This is a genomic window from Streptomyces sp. GESEQ-4 (assembly GCF_017948455.1).
Classification (GTDB): domain Bacteria; phylum Actinomycetota; class Actinomycetes; order Streptomycetales; family Streptomycetaceae; genus Streptomyces.
In genome coordinates, this window is the sequence record NZ_JAFFSU010000001.1 from 548,154 (window position 1) to 566,648 (window position 18,495).

General features: G+C 70.9%; 22 protein-coding genes and 1 pseudogene. 17 read left to right on the plus strand and 6 right to left on the minus strand.

The features are described 5' to 3' along the window. The first annotated feature begins 133 nt into the window (after nt 1-133). The 6 genes from KCH48_RS02435 to KCH48_RS02460 are packed head-to-tail and all read left to right on the plus strand — an operon-like array spanning nt 134 to nt 3,847. Nucleotides 134-316, plus strand: a complete 183-nt coding sequence (locus tag KCH48_RS02435; RefSeq protein ID WP_210569896.1) for a hypothetical protein — start codon at nt 134-136, stop codon at nt 314-316. Continuing rightward, entirely contained in the window at nt 313-765 is a 453-nt protein-coding gene (locus KCH48_RS02440; protein ID WP_210569898.1) for a monovalent cation/H+ antiporter complex subunit F, read from the plus strand. Before KCH48_RS02435 ends, KCH48_RS02440 begins: the two co-directional genes overlap by 4 nt. Then, nucleotides 758-1,009: a hydrogenase subunit MbhD domain-containing protein gene (locus KCH48_RS02445; RefSeq protein ID WP_210569899.1), complete on the plus strand. Its 252-nt coding sequence runs from the start codon at nt 758-760 to the stop codon at nt 1,007-1,009. Before KCH48_RS02440 ends, KCH48_RS02445 begins: the two co-directional genes overlap by 8 nt. After that, the gene (locus tag KCH48_RS02450; RefSeq protein ID WP_210569901.1) at nt 1,006-1,743 is read left to right on the plus strand and encodes an MnhB domain-containing protein; all 738 of its coding nucleotides are present in this window, start codon (nt 1,006-1,008) and stop codon (nt 1,741-1,743) included. Before KCH48_RS02445 ends, KCH48_RS02450 begins: the two co-directional genes overlap by 4 nt. Continuing rightward, complete coding sequence (locus KCH48_RS02455) at nt 1,740-2,090, plus strand: sodium:proton antiporter (protein ID WP_210569903.1); 351 nt, start codon at nt 1,740-1,742, stop codon at nt 2,088-2,090. Before KCH48_RS02450 ends, KCH48_RS02455 begins: the two co-directional genes overlap by 4 nt. Next, nucleotides 2,090-3,847: a complex I subunit 5 family protein gene (locus KCH48_RS02460; protein WP_210569905.1), complete on the plus strand. Its 1,758-nt coding sequence runs from the start codon at nt 2,090-2,092 to the stop codon at nt 3,845-3,847. Before KCH48_RS02455 ends, KCH48_RS02460 begins: the two co-directional genes overlap by 1 nt. On the opposite strand, the gene KCH48_RS02465 is transcribed toward KCH48_RS02460, so the two are convergent. Continuing rightward, complete coding sequence (locus KCH48_RS02465) at nt 3,848-4,528, minus strand: DUF4230 domain-containing protein (protein ID WP_210569907.1); 681 nt, start codon at nt 4,526-4,528, stop codon at nt 3,848-3,850. 210 nt (nt 4,529-4,738) lie between these two features. On the opposite strand from KCH48_RS02465, the gene KCH48_RS02470 reads away from it, so the two are divergent. Further along, nucleotides 4,739-5,692 carry a ribose-phosphate pyrophosphokinase gene (locus KCH48_RS02470; RefSeq protein ID WP_210569909.1) on the plus strand — a complete coding sequence of 318 codons (954 nt, stop codon included), beginning with the start codon at nt 4,739-4,741 and terminating at the stop codon, nt 5,690-5,692. A 31-nt stretch (nt 5,693-5,723) separates the two neighbouring features. Here the strand turns inward: KCH48_RS02470 and KCH48_RS02475 are convergent, their stop codons facing one another. Continuing rightward, a complete protein-coding gene (locus KCH48_RS02475; RefSeq protein WP_210569910.1) occupies nt 5,724-6,104 on the minus strand; it encodes an anti-sigma factor antagonist in 381 nt (126 codons plus the stop codon). A gap of 122 nt (nt 6,105-6,226) precedes the next feature. Then, entirely contained in the window at nt 6,227-6,664 is a 438-nt protein-coding gene (locus tag KCH48_RS02480; protein WP_210569912.1) for a MarR family winged helix-turn-helix transcriptional regulator, read from the minus strand. Nucleotides 6,665-6,780: 116 nt separating this feature from the next. Here KCH48_RS02480 and KCH48_RS02485 point away from each other — a divergent pair, with 116 nt between their 5' ends. Then, nucleotides 6,781-8,235 carry an aldehyde dehydrogenase gene (locus KCH48_RS02485; RefSeq protein WP_210569914.1) on the plus strand — a complete coding sequence of 485 codons (1,455 nt, stop codon included), beginning with the start codon at nt 6,781-6,783 and terminating at the stop codon, nt 8,233-8,235. A gap of 25 nt (nt 8,236-8,260) precedes the next feature. Further along, entirely contained in the window at nt 8,261-9,367 is a 1,107-nt protein-coding gene (locus KCH48_RS02490) for an NAD(P)-dependent alcohol dehydrogenase (protein WP_210569915.1), read from the plus strand. A 6-nt stretch (nt 9,368-9,373) separates the two neighbouring features. Here KCH48_RS02490 and KCH48_RS02495 read toward each other — a convergent pair whose 3' ends face one another. Next, entirely contained in the window at nt 9,374-10,324 is a 951-nt protein-coding gene (locus KCH48_RS02495; RefSeq protein ID WP_210569917.1) for an NADP-dependent oxidoreductase, read from the minus strand. Nucleotides 10,325-10,395: 71 nt separating this feature from the next. Here KCH48_RS02495 and KCH48_RS02500 point away from each other — a divergent pair, with 71 nt between their 5' ends. The 7 genes and pseudogenes from KCH48_RS02500 (at nt 10,396) to KCH48_RS02525 (ending at nt 16,819) form a co-directional block, all read left to right on the plus strand. Next, nucleotides 10,396-11,343 (plus strand): GlxA family transcriptional regulator, encoded by a 948-nt coding sequence (locus tag KCH48_RS02500; protein WP_210569918.1) that lies wholly within the window; start codon nt 10,396-10,398, stop codon nt 11,341-11,343. A gap of 228 nt (nt 11,344-11,571) precedes the next feature. Further along, a pseudogene (locus KCH48_RS43115) lies at nt 11,572-11,868 on the plus strand (urease subunit gamma); the annotation flags it as partial. A gap of 15 nt (nt 11,869-11,883) precedes the next feature. Then, the gene (locus KCH48_RS43120) at nt 11,884-12,429 is read left to right on the plus strand and encodes an urease subunit beta (protein ID WP_307840809.1); all 546 of its coding nucleotides are present in this window, start codon (nt 11,884-11,886) and stop codon (nt 12,427-12,429) included. Then, nucleotides 12,426-14,462, plus strand: a complete 2,037-nt coding sequence (ureC, locus tag KCH48_RS02510) for an urease subunit alpha (RefSeq protein ID WP_210569919.1) — start codon at nt 12,426-12,428, stop codon at nt 14,460-14,462. The genes KCH48_RS43120 and ureC overlap by 4 nt, the downstream gene beginning before the upstream one ends. A 98-nt stretch (nt 14,463-14,560) precedes the next feature. Continuing rightward, nucleotides 14,561-15,235, plus strand: a complete 675-nt coding sequence (locus KCH48_RS02515) for an urease accessory protein UreF (protein WP_210569920.1) — start codon at nt 14,561-14,563, stop codon at nt 15,233-15,235. A 28-nt stretch (nt 15,236-15,263) separates the two neighbouring features. Beyond that, nucleotides 15,264-15,959, plus strand: coding sequence for an urease accessory protein UreG (gene ureG / locus KCH48_RS02520; protein ID WP_210569921.1), 696 nt, complete (start codon nt 15,264-15,266; stop codon nt 15,957-15,959). Next, complete coding sequence (locus KCH48_RS02525; RefSeq protein WP_210569922.1) at nt 15,956-16,819, plus strand: urease accessory protein UreD; 864 nt, start codon at nt 15,956-15,958, stop codon at nt 16,817-16,819. The genes ureG and KCH48_RS02525 overlap by 4 nt, the downstream gene beginning before the upstream one ends. Nucleotides 16,820-17,013: 194 nt before the next feature. On the opposite strand, the gene KCH48_RS02530 is transcribed toward KCH48_RS02525, so the two are convergent. Then, nucleotides 17,014-17,577 carry a TetR/AcrR family transcriptional regulator gene (locus KCH48_RS02530; protein ID WP_210569924.1) on the minus strand — a complete coding sequence of 188 codons (564 nt, stop codon included), beginning with the start codon at nt 17,575-17,577 and terminating at the stop codon, nt 17,014-17,016. Further along, nucleotides 17,574-17,936 carry a DUF1304 domain-containing protein gene (locus tag KCH48_RS02535; protein WP_210569926.1) on the minus strand — a complete coding sequence of 121 codons (363 nt, stop codon included), beginning with the start codon at nt 17,934-17,936 and terminating at the stop codon, nt 17,574-17,576. Before KCH48_RS02535 ends, KCH48_RS02530 begins: the two co-directional genes overlap by 4 nt. Before the next feature lie 164 nt (nt 17,937-18,100). On the opposite strand from KCH48_RS02535, the gene KCH48_RS02540 reads away from it, so the two are divergent. Continuing rightward, nucleotides 18,101-18,493, plus strand: coding sequence for a VOC family protein (locus tag KCH48_RS02540; RefSeq protein WP_210569928.1), 393 nt, complete (start codon nt 18,101-18,103; stop codon nt 18,491-18,493). Nucleotides 18,494-18,495 lie beyond the last annotated feature (2 nt).

An 18,495-nucleotide genomic window follows, 5' to 3' on the forward strand; every position in this document is an offset into this window, starting at 1 on the left:
GCTGGGGCACTCCGGGCGGAGACCCGCGCGCCGTCACACCGCACGGCGGACACGGTGCTTGGATGGCGCGAAAGCGGCGTAACCGGACGTATCGCCGCGTCGGTCGGAGGCCGAGGCTCGGGAGGTGTGGCGCATGAACCGGCGTACGACACTTCTCGCCGCCGCCGAGATCCTGGCGTGGTGGGCGGCGCTCACCGTGCTGTGGCTGGTCCTCGTCAGCACCGTGGACGCCCTGGAACCCGCGGTCGGCGCGGGCGCCGCGGCGGTGGCGGCCCTCGCCGCGCGGGCGGCGCGCAGGGCGGTGGCCGGACGGTGAACGGCTGGATGCCGGCGGCGGCCGTCGTCCTCGCGGGCGGCGTCGGAGCCACCCTCTGGGGCGTCGCCACCGGACCGCTGCGGCGCGCGGTCGTGGCACAGAACCTGGCCACCGCGTTCGCCTGCCCGGCCCTGCTCCTGCTGTCCCAGGCCTACGACCGCCCGTCCTACGTCGATGTCGCCCTGGTCCTCGCCCTGCTCGGCCCCGTCGGCACGCTGGTCTTCGCCCGGCTGCTCGCCGCCGAGCTGACAGCTGATCCGCCGGGCGCCTGGGGCGTGACGTGGGTGGCGGCGGGCGTCGGCGCGGTGGTCGTGCTGGTGCTGTGCGTGGCCGTGGGACCGAGTCGGGCCATGGTCAAGCTGCTGGTCACCGGCGCGCTGCTGATCGGCGGGAACGTCGTCGCGTCCCACGCGCTCTCCGGCGGATTCGGTGGAGCCCGCCGTGGCTGACGCGGTCATCGTCATCGCCCTGCTGCTGGTCGCCGCGACCGCGACCCTCGCGGTCGCCGTCCGCGACCCGGTGCGCCAGGCCCTCGTGCTGGCCGTCCTCGGCGTCGTCCTCGCCGTCCTGTTCACCGTGCTCCAGGCACCCGACGTGGCCCTGTCGCAGCTCGCCGTCGGATCCGCGCTCACCCCGCTGTTGCTGCTGCTCACCGTCCGCAAGGTCAAACGGCCCAAGGGACGCGACCGATGAGCCCCCGCACCCGACTGTGGCTCGTCCTCGCGGCCGGCGCCGGACTCGCCGTCCTGCTGGTCGCCGCCTGTCTGGACCTGCCCCGCTTCGGCGGCGACCGGCACCCCTACGGCGACCGTGCCGTGCGCGAGGCCCTCGCCCGGAACGCCGCCAACACCGTGTCGTCCGTCAACTTCGACCAGCGCGCCTTCGACACCCTCGGCGAGATGAGCATCCTGTTCGCCGCCGTCCTGGGCTGCGTCGTGCTGCTGCGCCAGACCCGCGACGAGCACCGGGCCCGCCCCGAACCCGCCGAAGTCGCCATCTCCGTACGCCGCTACGCCCTCGTGGTGCTGCCCGTCGCCCTGCTCACCGGCCTGTACGTCATCGCCCACGGGCAGCTCACCCCCGGCGGCGGCTTCCAGGGCGGCGTCGTCGCCGCGACCGCCCTGCACCTGCTCTACCTGGGCGCCGACTACCGCGCCCTGGAACGCGTCCGGCCGGTCGGCCTGTACGAGGTCGGCGACGCGCTCGCCGTCTCCGCGTTCGTCGTCACCGGCCTCGCGGTCCTGATCGGCGGCACCGCTTTCCTGGCGAACACGCTGCCGTACGGCACGTTCAACACGCTGTCCTCCGGCGGCACCGTCCCCTTGCTGAACGCGGCCATCGGCATGGAGGTGGCCTGCGCGGTCGTCGTCCTGCTCGCCCGTTTCCTGGACCAGGCCGTCGAGATCGAGGAGGAGAGCGGGACATGATGGACGTACTGCCCTACCTGGTCGCCATGTGGGTCTTCCTGGCCGGCTGCTACGGCCTGGCGACCAGCCGCAATCTGATCCACGCCGTCGGCTGTCTGACCGTGTGCCAGGCCGCCACCTACGTCCTGCTGCTGGCCGTCGGCTACCGCGACGACGCCACCGCCCCCGTCTTCTCCGACGTACAGCCCGGTTCACGGCCGGTCGTCGACCCCGTCGTCCAGGCGCTGGCCCTGACCGACGTCGTGGTCGGCGCGACCGTCACCGCGCTGCTGCTCGCGCTCGTCGTGCAGATCTCCAAACGGCACGGCACCGTCGACCCCGACGAGCTCTCCGAGCTGCGCGGCTGATGAACGACCTGCTGCCGCTGCTCGTCGCCGTCCCCGTCCTCGGCGCCGCCCTGCTGGTCGCGGGCGGACGCCGGCTGCCCCGGGTCGCCGCCGAGTCCGTGGGCTGCGCCGTGTCGGCGGGCACGGCGGGCCTCGCGATCGTGCTGCTCCTCAACTCCTCGCCCCCGCACGTCGAATGGGTCGGCGGCTGGCGGCCGAAGGGCGGGGTGAGCGTCGGCATCGTGCTGACCGGTGACGGGCCCGGGCTCGGGATGGCGGCGCTCGCCTCGCTGCTGACGCTCGCGGCCCTGGCGTACTCCTGGCACTACTTCGACGAACCGCCGCGCCGCCACGCCGGGTCGTTCCCCGGCCTGATGCTGCTGTTCCAGGCGGGCATGTGCGGCTTCGCGATCGCGGGCGACCTGTTCAACGCGTTCGTGTTCTTCGAGCTGATGAGCGTGGTCGCGTACGCGCTGACCGGGCACCGGGTCGAGGAGGCGAAGGCCGTGCAGGGCGCGCTGACCTTCGCGGTCGTCACCTCGCTCGGCGCGTACGCGATGCTGATGGGCATCGCGCTGCTGTACGGCCGTACCGGCGAGCTGGCCATGACGCAGATCGGCCGGGGGATCGACGCGCAGGGCGGGCCCGACGCGCTGGTGCTCGCCGCGTTCGTCCTCGTGCTGACCGGTCTGCTGGTGAAGGCAGCCGCCGTGCCCTTCCATTTCTGGCTCCCGGACGCGCACGCCGTCGCGCCCACGCCGGTGTGCATGCTGCTGTCCGGCGTCATGGTGGAGCTCGGCGCGTACGGCGTCTGGCGGGTGTACGGCACGGTCTTCGCCGGGCCCGGCGGGGTTCCCGCGGCCGACCTGGAGCAGGTCCTCGTGACGCTGGGGGCGGTGACGGCCGTGATCGGCGCCGTCATGTGCTGGTACCAGCGGCACATCAAGCGGCTGCTCGCCTACTCGACCGTCGCCCACATGGGGCTGTTCCTCATCGGCATCGGCGTCCTGACGCCCAAGGCCGATGACGGGGTCGCGCTGTACATGCTCGGCCACGCCGGGGTGAAGGCGTCGCTGTTCGCCTGCGCGGGCATCCTGCTCGACCGCTACGGCAGCGTCGACGAACACGCCCTGCACGGACGGGCCCGGCAACTGCGGGGCGTCGCCGTGCTGTTCGCGACCGGGGCCGTGGCCCTCGCCGGGCTGCCGCCGTTCGGTACGGCGTTCGGCAAGGCCGTCACGGAGGAGGCCGTGGGCGGCCCGCTGACCGTGCTCTATGTCGTGGCGACCGCCCTGACCGCGGGAGCGGTGCTGCGGGTCGGCGCGCGTGTGTTCCTCGGGCTCGGCCCTCATCCCGAGGAGCACGCCGGGTACGAGACGACCGGCTCCGGCGAGGAACCGGAGACCGGGCAGCGGCTGAGCCGGATCCCCGACACGATGACGGCCGTGCCCGCGCTGCTGCTCGCCGGAGCACTGACCGTCGGCGTGGCCCCCGGATTCGGTGACGTCGTGGCGCACGCGGTGAACGAGGCCGGGTCCGGCGGTGCGCATGTCTCCGTGCACTGGACCCCGGTGGGTGTGCTGCTCGGTCTCCTCTCGACGCTGCTGGCGGCGGGTCTCGCGGCCGTCGCCGTCACCCGTCCCGGGCTGCTCGCCGCACCGGAGTGGGCACTGCCGCTGCGGCGACTGCAGTCCGGGCACGTCGGCGACTACGTGGCATGGATGCTGGTGGGCGCCGCGCTGCTCGCCGCACTCGCCCTGCCGGGGATCCTCGCCTGATCAGGCACCGTTCTTCGGCCCCGGCCCGTACGAGACCTCCACCTCCTTGAAGCCTAGGGAGTGCAGCAGGCCTTCGAGCATGCCGGTGGTGTTGGCCTCGGCGCGCTTGGTCAGCTCGCTGCTCTTGGCGGCGTCGCCGATGTGCCGTGACGCGAGTTTCTGCACGGCCTGTTCGCTGTTCGGGTTGTCGGAGAAGAGGTCGCCGAGCCGGTCCAGCAGACCGCGCTGCTTGGACACGGCGTAGGAGCGCTCGGGGTCGAGGGCCGGTTCGCCCAGTGCCGCGTGCGGCAGCCGGAGCGTGGCGGACGTACGGTCCTCGTTGACCGTCACGTCCTGCTTGCCGACCTGTCCGAGGTCGACGTAGGCGTCCACGGTGCCCGCGCCGACGTACAGCGTGCGGGTGCCGCGGATCGCGTCGGGAAGGTACTTGGCGTCCTTCTCCAGGTCCACGACGACCTGGAAGTTGCCGGAGGCGGCGTCGTAACGGCTGATGTCCTGAATGGACTCCAGCAGTGCGGGACCCGAGCGGTCGTGGGTCTCCGTACCGAAGAAGTCCTTCAGGCCCGGGAGCAGACTCAGCCGGATCCCGGCGAACATCACGGCGAGCACCAGTACGACGGCGGTCACCAGCTTCGCCCAGCCGGGCATGCGCCTGGGTAAGCGCTTGATGGAAGTCGTCATGGCGACGGTCCTCCCTTCCTCCCTGACCGGATGCCCCTCAAAATCCGTGTCAGACAGGGTTGTTGGGCAAACAGGACAGTTGACGCAGGCGCGCACCGGCGTACGCGGTACCCAAGGCGCAGTTCGCGGTCCTGGATGCGGTCCGCAGCCGCTTTTCCGTGGTCAGTAGCATGAGGGCGGCAGCCCGGAATGATCATGCGAGGAGCGGACGTGCGAGACATCGCCGTGTTCAGCGGTAGCGCCCACCCCGAACTGGCGGCGGAGGTCTGCCGGCATCTCGGCGTGCCGCTCAACCCGATCCGGGTCAGCCGTTTCGCCAACGACTGTCTGGAGGTGCAGCTCCAGGCCAACTGCCGAGAGCGGGACGTATTTCTCGTCCAGCCGCTGGTCACCCCCGTCCAGGAGCACCTGGTCGAGCTGCTGATGATGTGCGACGCGGCCCGCGGCGCGTCCGCCCGCCGGATCACCGTCGTCATGCCGCACTACGCCTACGCCCGCTCCGACAAGAAGGACGCGCCCCGCATCTCCATGGGCGGACGGCTGGTCGCGGACCTGATGGTCGCCGCCGGCGCCAGCCGGGTCCTCGCCATGACGCTGCACTCGCCGCAGGTCCACGGCTTCTTCTCGGTGCCCGTCGACCATCTCCACGCACTGCGCGAGCTGGCCGCGCACTTCCGGCAGTACGACCTGACCCGCACCACCGTCGTCTCACCGGACCTCGGCAACGCCAAGGAGGCGGCGGCCTTCGCCCGGCTGATCGGCGCCGGGGTCGCGGCCGGCGCCAAACAGCGGTACGCGGACGACCGGGTCAGCATCAGCACCGTCATCGGCGATGTCGCCGGGCGCGATGTCATCGTGCTGGACGACGAGATCGCCAAGGGCAGCACCGTGCTCGAACTCCTCGACCGGCTGCGGGAGTTGGGGCCGCGGTCGATCAAGGTCGCCTGTACGCACGGCCTGTTCGCGGCCGGTGCGCTCAAGCGGCTCAGCGAGCAGCCCGACGTGGACGAGATCGTGTGCACCAACACCGTGCCGGTCCCCGCCGAAGAGCACACGGACAAGCTGCGCATCCTGTCCATCGCCCCCGCCCTCGCCGAGGCCGTGCGCCGCATCCACAACGGCGAGTCGGTCAGCGCCCTGTTCGACGCGCCGCGGAGCGAATAGTCAGGGACGGCAGCAGAGCTGACCTGCCCCGTCAGACCTGACCGGACGTGGCCTCGGGCTGGCTCAGGGCCGCGTCCAGCGTCGGGGCCGGAGGCAGAAGCCGGGCCAGTCCGGTGACCCGGAGGACGCGCAGCGTGAGCGGGTGCGTGCAGACGAGGTGGAGCTGTCCGTCGCGGTCGTGCACCCTGCTCCTGGCCCGATAGAGGAGGCGCAGCCCGGAGCAGTCGAAGAACTCGACCCCGCTGAGATCGAGCACGACCCGGGGGCCTGATCCGGTGGTCGCCCGGTCGAGGAGCGGGATGATCTCCACGGACGCCGCGATGTCGATCTCGCCGCGAAACTCGAGCACCGTGAAGCCGCGGTCCTGCCGGATACGCAGATACCGGGTGACAGGTGCGGGTTCCTGCGGCACGACGACGTCGCCTCCAACCGGTTCCCTGGGCGGCAATTCCTTTTCCCGCCCAGCAAGTTACCCCCGATCGAGCGAATCTGCGCAAGTTCGATTGACATATGTCTTCGTGTCGCCCCCAAGCGTTACGACAGGGCCTGCCAGGCCCGGGTGAGCGCCTGCCGGAACTGCTCGGTCTGGTGTGCCGTGAGATCGCGCACCATCCGCTCCTCCAGCTCCCGCACCGGCCCGGCATGCCGCTCGAGCAGCTCCCGGGCGGCGTCGGTCAGCAGGATCAGCAGCTCGCGCCGATTGCGCGGATTGCGCTCCCGCCGGATCAGGCCGCGGTTCTCCAGGGAGCGGACCAGGTCGGCGATGGACTGGGCGGTGACGAACGAGTCACGGGCCAGCTGTGCCGCCGACAGTCCGTCGTGTCGCTCCAGGACGGTGAGCGCGGTGTACTGGAGAGCGGTGATACCGGACGGCTTGACGAGCTCGTCCAGGTGTGAGCGCACGACGAGCTCCACCTGCTTGACCATGTACAGCAGGGACGGGGGTGCCTTGGTTGCCTGGGTGCCGACCATGAGATCGAGCCTAGAGCATTGACAGGAAACCTGTCTGTAAAGAGACTGCGAACCAAACGACTCACCAACAGGAATCCTGTTGGTTGAAATCTTGGCAATGGAGCTGAGGAGTGGCGATGACCACCTTCGAGATCGAACCCGGGCGGCTGTTCATCGGGGGACAGTGGCGCGATGCCGCCGACGGAGCGCGCACCGAGGTGGTCGACCCGTCCCGGGGCACGGTCGTCACCACCGTCGCGGAGGCGGGCGCCGCCGATGTGGACGCCGCCGTGCGCGCCGCCCGGGAGGCCTTCGACGACGGCTCCTGGTCCGGACTGAGCGGCCGTGAGCGGGGCCGGATCCTGCACCGCGTCGCCGAGCTGATCCGCGAGAACGCCGACGAACTCGCCCGGCTGGAGAGCCTCGACGTCGGCAAGCCGATCACCCTGTGCCACGCGGTCGACATCACCAACGCGGCCAACGACTACGAGCACTACGCGGCCCTCGCCCACTCCCTGCACGGCGCCAACCGCGACACACCCATGAACGCCCTCGCCTACACCCGGCGCGAGCCGCTCGGCGTGGTCGCGGCCATCACGCCCTTCAACTTCCCGCTGATCCTGGCCGGTTCGAAGCTCGGCCCGGCTCTCGCGGCCGGCAACACGGTGGTCCACAAGCCGGCCGACGAGACCCCGCTCAGCGCCCTGTACATGGCCAAGCTGCTCCAGGAGGCGGGCATCCCGGACGGCGTGGTCAACGTCGTGACCGGCAGCGGCCCGGTGGCCGGCGAGGCACTGCTGCGCCACCCCGGCGTGGACAAGGTCGCCTTCACGGGCTCCACGACCGTCGGCCGGCACGTGGCGAGCGCGGCGGGCGAGGCCCTCAAGCCGGTCACCATGGAGCTCGGCGGCAACGCGGCCCACATCGTCTTCGAGGACGCCGACCTGGAGAAGGCCGTCGGCGCGGTCATCAAGGCCTTCGTCTTCAACACCGGACAGTTCTGCATGGGCGGCCCACGCCTGCTGGTGGCCCGCTCCGTCCACAACACCCTGCTGGGCATCCTCGCCCAGGCCGTCCCCGGCGTCCCGGTGGGCGACCCCCGCGATCCCGAGACGGTCGTCGGACCGATGGCGGGGCCGAAGCACCTGGCGAAGGTCGAGGAGTACGTCGACCTGGCCCGCAAGGAGGGCGGCCGCATCGTCTGCGGCGGCGAGCGGCTCGACCTGGACGGTGGCTACTACTACAAGCCCACCGTGATCGCCGACCTGCCGAACGACTCCCGCGTCGTCCAGGAGGAGGTGTTCGGCCCGGTCCTCACCGTGCAGCCCTTCGACTCCGAGGACGAGGCCGTCGAGCTCGCCAACTCCACGCCGTACGGCCTGGCCTCGGGCATCCAGACCGGCAACCTCGCCCGCGCGCACCGCGTCGCCGACCGGCTCCAGGCCGGCATCGTCTGGGTCAACGACTGGGCGATGCTCGACCCCGCGGTCCCCTTCGGCGGTGTCAAGGACTCCGGGTTCGGTCGCGAGTACGGCCCCGAGGCGCTCACCGCCTACACCAAGGTCAAGTCCGTCGTCGTCTCGCTCGACTGAGCACCGCCCTCAAGGAGTTCCTGCGATGTCCATCACCACCCGCGCCGCGGTCGTCGAGTCCGGCGGCGCACCCTTCACCCTCTCCGACGTGGTCCTCGACGAGCCCGGCCCGCACGAGGCGCTCGTGCGCATGGTGGCGACCGGCCTGTGCCACACCGACCTCGGCGTCGCGAGCGGCGGACTGCCCTTCCCGCTCCCGGGAGTTCTGGGACACGAGGGGGCCGGGGTCGTCGAGGCCGTCGGTTCCGCCGTCACCGGGGTCGCCCCCGGTGACCACGTCCTGCTGTCCTTCACCTCGTGCGGCGGCTGCCGCAACTGCCGGGGCGGGCACCCCGCGTACTGCGCGACCTGGCTGCCGCTGAACCTCATCGGGGGCCGGCGGGCGGACGGCAGCAGCACCGTCAGCCGGGGCGGCGAACCGCTCGGCGGCCACTTCTTCGGCCAGTCCTCGTTCGCCGAGCGGGCCCTGGCGGACGAGCGCAGCCTCGTCAAGGTCGACGCGGACGTACCGCTGGACTCCATCGCACCCCTGGGCTGCGGGGTGCAGACCGGAGTGGGGGCCGTCTGGAACGTCCTGAAGCCGGTCACCGGCAGCACGGTCGTCGTCCTCGGCGCGGGAGCCGTCGGCCTGTCCGCGGTGATGGCCGCCGCGCTGACTCCGGCCACCACGATCATCGCGGTCGACAAGGTCGGCGAACGGCTGTCCCTCGCCAAGGAGTTGGGCGCCACCCACACCGTCGACGCCGGTGAGGCCGACCTCGGCGAGGCGATCGCGTCGCTCACGGGCGGCCAGGGCGCCGACGGCATCGTCGAGACCACCGGCAGCGTCGCAGTACTGCGCCAGGGCGTCGACGCGCTCGCCGCCCGCGGCACCCTGGTCGTCGTCGGCGCCCCGCCGTTCGGCACGGAGGTGTCCCTGGACGTGAACGGGCTGCTCGGCGGCAAGCAGATCGTCGGTCTCACCCTCGGCGACAGCGAGACGCAGACCCTCATCCCGGCCCTGGTCCGCATGGTGAAGGAGGGCCGCCTCCCGCTGCACCGCCTGATCAGCACGTACCCGTTCGCCGACATCGACCAGGCGGTGCGCGACATGAGGGCGGGCAAGACGATCAAGCCCGTGCTCACGTTCTGAGCGACGTCAGTCGACCAGCAGGACCAGCTTTCCCGTGGTCCGGCCGGTGCCGCCGAGCCTGTGTGCCTCGGCGGCATCGGCCAGCGGGAAGGTGCCGGCGATCGCGGGGCGCAGCTTCCCCGCCTCCACCAGCTCCGTGATCGCCGTAAGGCCGCTGTACGAGGCGTCCACGAGCATCCGCAGCGACCGGACACCGAGCCGCTCGGCCTCCTCGTGGAAGTCGTCCGAACCCACTGGCAGGATCGACACGACGATCCCGCCCGGGTGCAGCACGCGCAGCGAGCGCGTCGAGGTGTCGCCGCCGATCGTGTCCAGGACGACGTCCACGTCCTTCACGGCCTCGGCGAAGTCCGTCTCCCGGTAGTCGACCGCCTCGTCCACGCCGATCTCGCGCAGGAACTCGTGCTTGCCCGCGCTCGCCGTGCCGATCACATACGCGCCCCGCGCCTTGGCGATCTGCACGGCCACGTGCCCGACCCCGCCGGCCGCCGCGTGGATCAGCACCCGCTGCCCGGGCCGCACGTCCGCGTACTCGACGAGCGCCTGCCAGGCGGTCAGCGACACCAGGGGGAGCGCGCCCGCCTGCGTGTGGTCGAGCGAGGCCGGCTTGTGGGCGAACCAGCGCGCCGGGGCGGCGACGTACTCGGCGTGCGAGCCGTGGCCGAACGGGTACGACAGCATGCCGAAGACCTCGTCGCCGGGCTGGAATCGGGCGACGCCGATCCCCACGGCCTCGACGGTGCCTGAGACGTCCCAGCCGAGGACGAAGGGCGGCTCGCCCAGGAAAGCGCCGGTGGCGCGGTGCTTCCAGTCGGTCGGGTTGACTCCGGCGGCGCGCACCCGGATCAGTACTTCGTTGGTCCGCGGCACGGGCCGCTCGATCTGCACTTCCTTGAGGACCTCGGGACCGCCGAGGACGTCCTGGCTGATGGCTCGCATGGTGTTCACATCGCTCATGGTCGTCCAGCCTGCCGGGGGCCGCCCCTCGGGACAATGGCATGATGGCCACCATTCGATAGGATCGTGCCATGCGACAAGTGGAGCGGGTCGTGGTCCTGGCCCTCGACGGCGTCTATCCCTTCGAACTCGGCATCCCCAGCCGGATCCTCGGCGCGGCGGACGGCCGGTACTCCGTGTTCACCTGCACCGTGGACGGGCGCCCGGTCCGCACCAACGCGGACTTCTCGATCACCGTGGAGCACGGTCCCGAGGTGCTGGCCACGGCCGACACCGTGATCGTCGCGCCGGTCTCACCGTCCCTCGTCACCGCGGAACTCCCCGACGAGGTGGCGGCCGCACTCGCGCTGATCCGGCCGGAGGCGCGCATCGTCTCCATCTGCACCGGCGCGTTCGTGCTGGCCGCGGCCGGACTGCTCGACGGCCGGACGGCGACCACGCACTGGCACCTCGCCGACACCTTCCGGCGGATGTTCCCGCATCTCGCGCTCGACCCGGACGTGCTGTTCGTGGACGACGACCGGATCCTCACCTCGGCCGGGGCCGCCTCCGGCGTCGACGTCTGCCTGCATCTCGTGCGCAAGGACCACGGCAGCGAACTGGCCAACACGGTCGCCCGCCGCTGCGTGGTCCCGCCGTTCCGGGACGGCGGCCAGGCGCAGTACATCGAGCAGCCGGTCCCGGAGGCCGGCGCCGCGAGCACCTCCGCCACCCGGGCCTGGGCCCTGGAACACCTCGACGAGCCGCTCACGTTGGCCGGCCTCGCCGCCCACGCCCGGATGAGCCTGCGCACCTTCGCCCGCCGCTTCCACGACGAGGTCGGCGTCAGCCCTGGCCGCTGGCTGATCCAGCAACGTGTCGCCAGGGCCCGGCATCTGCTGGAAGCCAGCGACCTGTCCGTCGACCAGATCGCCGCCCACGTCGGCTTCGCGACCGGAGCCTCACTGCGCCAACACCTGCACGCCGCGATCGGCGTCTCGCCGCAGACGTACCGGCGGACGTTCCAGGCGGCGCGCTGAACGTGATGTCGAGCCGGCTTCGAGTCCTGGCAGGGCTGCCTCTGCCCGGCGGGATGTCGGGGTATTCGCTGATTCACCAGATGGTGTAGATCAATCGCCGTTTGACCATCTCGTCGTTCTTCTCCGCTGATGCTCGGAGAGCGCCCGTTGCCATCCCGGGGGAGCGTTGTCCGTGACCTTTGGGAGGCCCGGCCGCACGCAAGATCCGACCAACAGAGACGAGTCACCGTGCACTTGACTCCGCATGAGCGGGAGCGCTTGCTGATCCACGTCGCGGCCGATGTGGCCGGCAAGCGCCGCGACCGGGGGCTGCGTTTGAACTACCCCGAGACGATGGCCCTCTTGACCGTTCACGTCTTCGAGGCGGCGCGCGACGGTAAGACGGTCAGCGACATCATGGACTCGGGCCGACGGGTGCTCACCCGTGACGACGTGATGGACGGCGTCCCGGAGATGATCAAGAACGTCCAGGTGGAGGCGACCTTCCCGGACGGCACCAAGCTGGTCACCATCCACGACCCCATCCCGGAGGCCACGGAGGTGCCCGAGGTCTACCCGGGCAAGGTCGAGCACCCCCAGCCGCCCCGCAAGCCTGGCTCCCCGGTCGACTGCGACGACAGTGGCAACTCGTCCGTACGCTCCGACGAGGACGACGAGATTGCCTGCCGGTACGACGCGATCTGCTTCAACGTCCACCTCGACGGGGCCACGCAGGGCGTCAGCCTGCAGACGGACGCCACCACCTTGCCGGGGCCGGGCAAGACGAAGATCAAGGTGAGGAACGAGTCGGACCGTCCCATCCAGGTCGGCTCCCACTATCACTTCGCCGAGGTCAACCCGGGGCTCAAGGTCGTCAGCGTCGAGGTCCCCGCCGGTCGGACAGTTCCCCAGGACCGCAGTCTGTGGAACTGCGATGCGGCGCAGGGCCGGCGGCTCAACATCGCCGCAGGCACGTCCGTGCGTTTCGAACCGGGCGACGAGTGCTGCGTGGAACTGGTGCAGATCCAGGGTGAGGTCACGGCCGGCGGCAGCGACATCAGCGACCTCACCAAGATCCAGGGACTGCGCGAGGGGATCGTCCGATGAGCAATCCGCAGGAACGAGACCGGGGTCGGGCGCCGAAGCCCGGGAAGAGCCGGCCGAAGCCGAGTAATGAGCTGACGCGGGCGGACTACACCGCGCTGTACGGGCCGACCACGCGGGACAGGGTCCGGCTTGCCGACACCGCCCTCACGTTGGAGATCGAGGCCGACTGGAGCGGCGGTCCCTCGTACAGCGGCAATGAGATGATCTTCGGCGGCGGCAAGGTGATCCGCGAATCGATGGGGATGTCGCACCTGGCCAGAGACGGGCGGAACAGCAAAGGCGACGCCACGGATTACGCGCCCGTGGACACCGTCATCACAGGCGCGCTGATCCTCGACTGGTGGGGAGTGGTCAAGGCCGACATCGGCATCCGCGACGGCAGGATCGCGGCCATCGGCAAGGCGTACAACCCCGAGACGATGGACAACATCTCGAGCTTCGAGATGCCGGATCGCGGGCCCACGAAGGAAGCCCCGCCGGTGACGCCGACAAACTTCGTGATCGGGCCGAGCACCGAGGTCATCTCGGGCAACGGGCGGATCCTCACCGCGGGCGGGGTGGACACCCACGTTCACTTCATCTGTCCCGAGGAGATCCACGAGGCCCTGGCCTCCGGCGTGACCACTCTCATCGGCGGCGGTACCGGCCCCGCCGAGGGCAGCACGGCGACCACCGTGACCCCGGGCGCGTGGCACATCACCCGGCTCTTCGAGGCGCTGGACGAGTTCCCGGTCAACATCGGCCTGCTCGGCAAGGGCAGCACGATGAACAAGCACGAGCTCAATGCGCAGGTGGACGCCGGTGTCTGTGGCTTCAAGGTCCACGAGGACTGGGGCGCCACGCCCGCGGTGATCGACCGGGCCCTGGACGTCTGTGAAGAGCGCGGTGTCCAGCTCGCTCTGCATGCCGACTCGCTGAACGAGTCGGGGTTCCTGGAGAGCACACGGGCAGCCTTCACCGGCGACGCAAGGAACGCAGACGGGAAGTTCTCGGCGAAGAAGGCACGCTCCCTCCACGTCTTCCATGTCGAGGGCGCCGGCGGCGGTCACGCGCCCGACATGATCGAGCTGGTCAAGGATCCGAACGTCCTACCGGCCTCGACCAACCCGACGCGTCCCCTGACGGTCAACACCGTCAAGGAGCACGTCGACATGATGATCGTGTGCCATCACCTCAACCCGGAGATCCCGGCCGACAGGGCCTTCGCCGACTCCCGGATCCGGCCGTCCACCATGGCCGCGGAGGACCTCCTCCACGACATGGGCGCCATCTCGATGATGTCCTCCGACGCCCAGGCGATGGGCCGCATCGGCGAAATGATCATGCGTACCTGGCAGACCGCGCACGTCATGAAGTGCCGCTACGGGGCCCTGAAGGAGGACCTCGAAGCCGCGAAGGTCCGCACGATCACCGATGACACAAACCATTCCTTCAACGACCAGCAGCTCCAGCCCAACGACAACTTCCGCGCCCGCCGGTACGTCGCCAAGTACACGATCAACCCCGCGATCACACACGGCATCGACCGCCACACCGGCTCCGTTCAGACCGGGAGGCTCGCCGACCTGGTGCTGTGGGAGCCGAAGTTCTTCGGCGTCAAACCGCACATGCTCCTCAAGGGCGGCCAACTCGCCTACGCCCAGGTCGGCGACGCCAACGCGTCGATCACCACGCCACAGCCCTACCTGCCGCGCCCGGTCTGGGGCTCCACCGGCCGCTCCCCGGGACGCAACTCGGTCAACTTCGTGGCCCCTGGCGTTGCCGGCAACCTCAACGGAGACGGCACCAGCAGTAATCCGGGTCTCGGTCTCGACAAGGACTTCGTGGACATCACCAGCACCCGGCACGTCACGAAGGCCGACATGAAACTGAACGACACAGTTCCCGACAGCCTCGAAGTCGACCACAACAGCTTCGAGGTCACCATCGGCGGTGCGACGACGAGTGACGCCCGCACCGAACTCAACGGGGCGACCGTGCCCCGCTCCTACGTCACCGAAGTCCCCCTGGCACAACGGTACTTCCTCTTCTGAACGGCCGCCGGACCCGCCGTACGGCCCCGGGCGGGCTCGATGTGCCCGCCCGGGCCACCGCTCACCATCCGACCCTGCGAAAGGTCAGCCGCTCACCCATGAGCCGCGCAGCCCTGCTCCTCCTGGCCGACGGCCGCTTTCCCGCCGGCGGGCATGCCCACTCCGGCGGCGTCGAAGCCGCCGTCGCCTATGGATCCGTACACGACAAGCACAGCCTGGAGGCGTTCTGTCGCGGACGTCTGCACACCGCCGGCCTGACGGCGGCGGGGCTGGCGGCCGCGGCCGCCGTCGGCGTCGATCCGCTGCTGCTGGACGACGCCGCTGACGCACGCACCCCCGTTCCAGCACTGCGTGCCGTCGCCCGTCGGCTCGGCCGGCAGATGATGCGTGCGGCCCGTGCCACCTTCCCGTCCGAAGACCTGGAACTGCTGGCCGCCGCGCGTCCCCAGGGCGCCCACCAGCCCATCGTGCTGGGCCTTGCTGCCCGGGCCGCCGGGCTCCCCCCGCTGGACGCCGCCTACGCCTCCGCGTACGAAAACATCGGCGGCCCGGCCACCGCGGCAGTGCGCCTGCTGAGCCTCGACCCGCTTGACGCCTCAGGGCTGCTGGCCCGCCTCAGCTCCGACACTGACGCCGTCGCCACAGCTGCCGCACAGGCGGCGGACCGCGTCACGGCCGAGGGCATCGACGTCCTGCCGTCCGCGTCCTCGCCGCTGCTGGACATCACCGGTGAACAGCACGCCGCCTGGACCGTCCGGCTCTTCGCCTCCTGAAACCGCCCCTCCCCGCCTGGAGTACTTCGTGCACCTCGACCACCCCGGGACCATGCAGCAGCGCCACACCCACAGCGCCGAGCCGCTCCGCGCCGACGGCAGCCACCGCGCGCTGCGCGTCGGCCTGGGCGGCCCCGTCGGCTCCGGCAAGACCGCGACCGTCGCCGCGCTCTGCCGCACCCTGCGCGACCGCTGGTCCATCGCCGTCGTCACCAACGACATCTACACCCGCGAGGACGCCGAGTACCTGCGGCGCGAAGCCGTCCTGCCGCCCGAGCGCATCACCGCCGTCGAAACCGGCGCCTGCCCCCACACCGCGATCCGCGACGACATCTCCGCGAACCTGGAGGCCGTCGAACATCTCGAAGAGACCCTCCACCCCGTCGACCTGGTGCTCGTCGAGTCCGGCGGCGACAACCTGACCGCCACCTTCTCCAAGGGCCTCGTCGACGTGCAGATCTTCGTCATCGACGTGGCCAGCGGCGACGACATCCCCCGCAAGGGCGGCCCCGGCATCACCACCGCCGACCTCCTCATCATCAACAAGACCGACCTCGCCCCGCACGTCGGCGCCGACCTGGACACCATGGCCATCGACGCGAAACGACAGCGCGGCGACCTTCCCGTCATCTTCACCAGCCTCACCTCCGACGACGGCATCCGCGAAGTCGCCGACTGGGTCACCGGCCACCTCACCCAGTGGCGTGCCGGGGCAGCCGTATGAGCCCCTTCTCCCAACTCGCCGCCGCCCGAACCACATCCGGCCCCACCACTCCTACACCTGGTGCCCAGGAGCCCGCCGGACACCTCGACGGCGTACGTGCCACGGCCCGGATCCGCGCCGCGCACAACGGACGCGTCACCACCCTCCCGCAGCTGCGCAGCGACGGCCCCTTCCACCTACGGCGTCTGCGCACCCACGGCAACGCCGCCGCGGTGGGGATCATCGGCGCGATGAGTGCCCCGTTGGGCGGCGACCGGCTCACCCTCGACATCACCGCAGACGACCGGTCCGAACTGGAGGTCACCACAGCCGCCGCCACCCTCGCCCTGCGCGGCCCCACCACCGACGCCGCCACCTACGACGTGCGGCTCACCGTGGGAGAACACGCTCATCTGCGCTGGCTGCCGCAGCCCCTGATCAGCGCCGCCGACAGCAACCTGCACCAGACGTACACCGTCGAACTCGCCGCCACCGCACGGCTCGTGCTGCGAGAAGAGCAACTCCTGGGCCGTGCCGACGAGGAACCCGGCCACCTCGTCAGCCGGATCCTGGTCCACCGCGCCGGACGCACGCTGCTCGACCAACACACGGCGTACGGGGCCCCGGAACCCGGCTGGGACGGCCCAGCCGTCCTGAACGGACACCGCGCCGTCGGCCAACTCCTCATCGTGGGCCCGCGCCTCGACGTCCGACGAGACCCCGTACTGCTCGGCGAAGGGGCCAAAGACGGGTGCGCCGTCCTCGCACCGCTGGCAGGCGGCCCGGCACTGCTCGCCACCGCCATCGCACCCACCACCTCAACGCTGCGGGAACTGCTCGACGAGGCATACGCGCACGCGCTCGCCCGCTCATGCGGATAGGCCGCCGTCCCGTAGGCGAGGTTCGTGGACCAGGGCCGGTGCAGCTGAGCCGACGTGCTGCCCAGCAGCCGCCTGCGACGCAGCCGACGCTTGCTTGCGTCACGAATGCACGGCACCTCGAAGTACGGCACGGCCCCGTCCGCCCCGCCGGTACGTTCCAGGCGGCGCACTGATCCGTTGCGGACGGATGACCTTCACCGGCTGGCGTGCAGGGCAACCAGCAACTGCCAGACCTGGTCGGCGACTTGCTCGGGAGATGCATCGAGGAGCCCGTGCAGCCAGTCGGCCAGGACGCCGGCGAAGGTCGCGGCGACCGCCGAGGCGACCAGCGGGGCGTCCGCCGCGCCGGCGAGGCGGCGCTCGGTCAGGCTGCGGGCCCGTAGATCGCGGTGCAGGACGCGGCCGAGCGGGCCGCCGCCGCCCGGGCTCAACAGGGCGCGGTACAGGGCCGCGTGCGGGGCGAGGCCCGCGAAGAACTCCAGCAGCGCGGCAGGCGCGTGTACCGGATCGGGGCGGCCCCGCCAGGCGTGCAGCGCATCGACGGCGTCCCGTACGACATCCGCGCAGGCGTCCACGGCCAGTGCCTCCAGGTCGGCGTAGTGGACGTAGAACGTGGCCCGGCCGACACCGGCCCGGCGCACCAGCGCGGCGACCCCGACCTCGGCCAACGGCCGCTCGGCGCACTCCGCGAGCAGAGCCTCGCGCAGCCGCGCCCGGGTGCGGGCGGCCCGGGGATCCTCGGGCACGCCGCGGGTCACCGCGCGACGAGGACGGCGGCCAGGGCGAGCGCGCCGGGCAGTGCCTGGGCGAACAGGATGCGGATGTTCGCGGTGACCGCGCCGTACACGCCCGCGACCACGACGCAGGACAGGAAGAACACCTGCGCCCTGAACCCGGTCGGATCCGCGGCGATCAGACCCCACACCAGACCGGCCGCGAGAAACCCGTTGTAGAGGCCCTGGTTGGCGGCCATCGGCGCGGTCGCCCGCGCCATCTCACGGTCGAAGCCATGGAACGACCTGCCCGGCTTCTTCTGCCACAGGAACATCTCCAACACCAGGATGTACGCGTGCAACGCGGCCACCAGTCCGACCAGCACGCTCGCGACGGTCTCCATGCTTTACCTCTGTTTCCTGGACGTCTGTCCACTATAGCTGGACGTCTGTCCAGGAAATGCCTGCCGGCGGGGAGTGGGAGTGGCTCGTGGCCGACTGAATCCGCGGAACGGGGTTAACCGGGACGTGCGGGGAACCGTACGTCCCCGACCCATACGGAGGAGACATGGCACTGGTGGAAGCGGGCCTCGTGGTGCTCGACTGTGCCGAGCCCGAGAAGCTCGCCGTGTTCTACAAGGAGCTCCTGGAGGCGGAGGAGACGCACGCGACCGCCAACCGGGTGGAGATCAAGGGCGCGGGCGGCACGCGGCTGGCGTTCCGCCGCGATGTGAACGCCACGCCGCCGAGTTGGCCGCGCCCCGAGAACTCCCTCCAGGCCCACCTCGACTTCGTCGTGACCGATCTCGACGAGGCCGAGCGCAGGGTCGTCGGGCTTGGTGGGCGCCCGCTGGAGACCAAGGACGCGTCCGGTCCCTTCGAGGAACGCGGTTACGCCGATCCGGCCGGCCACTCCTTCACCCTGCGCTGCGTGCCGCCCACGGCGCCGAAGCAGGGGTAACA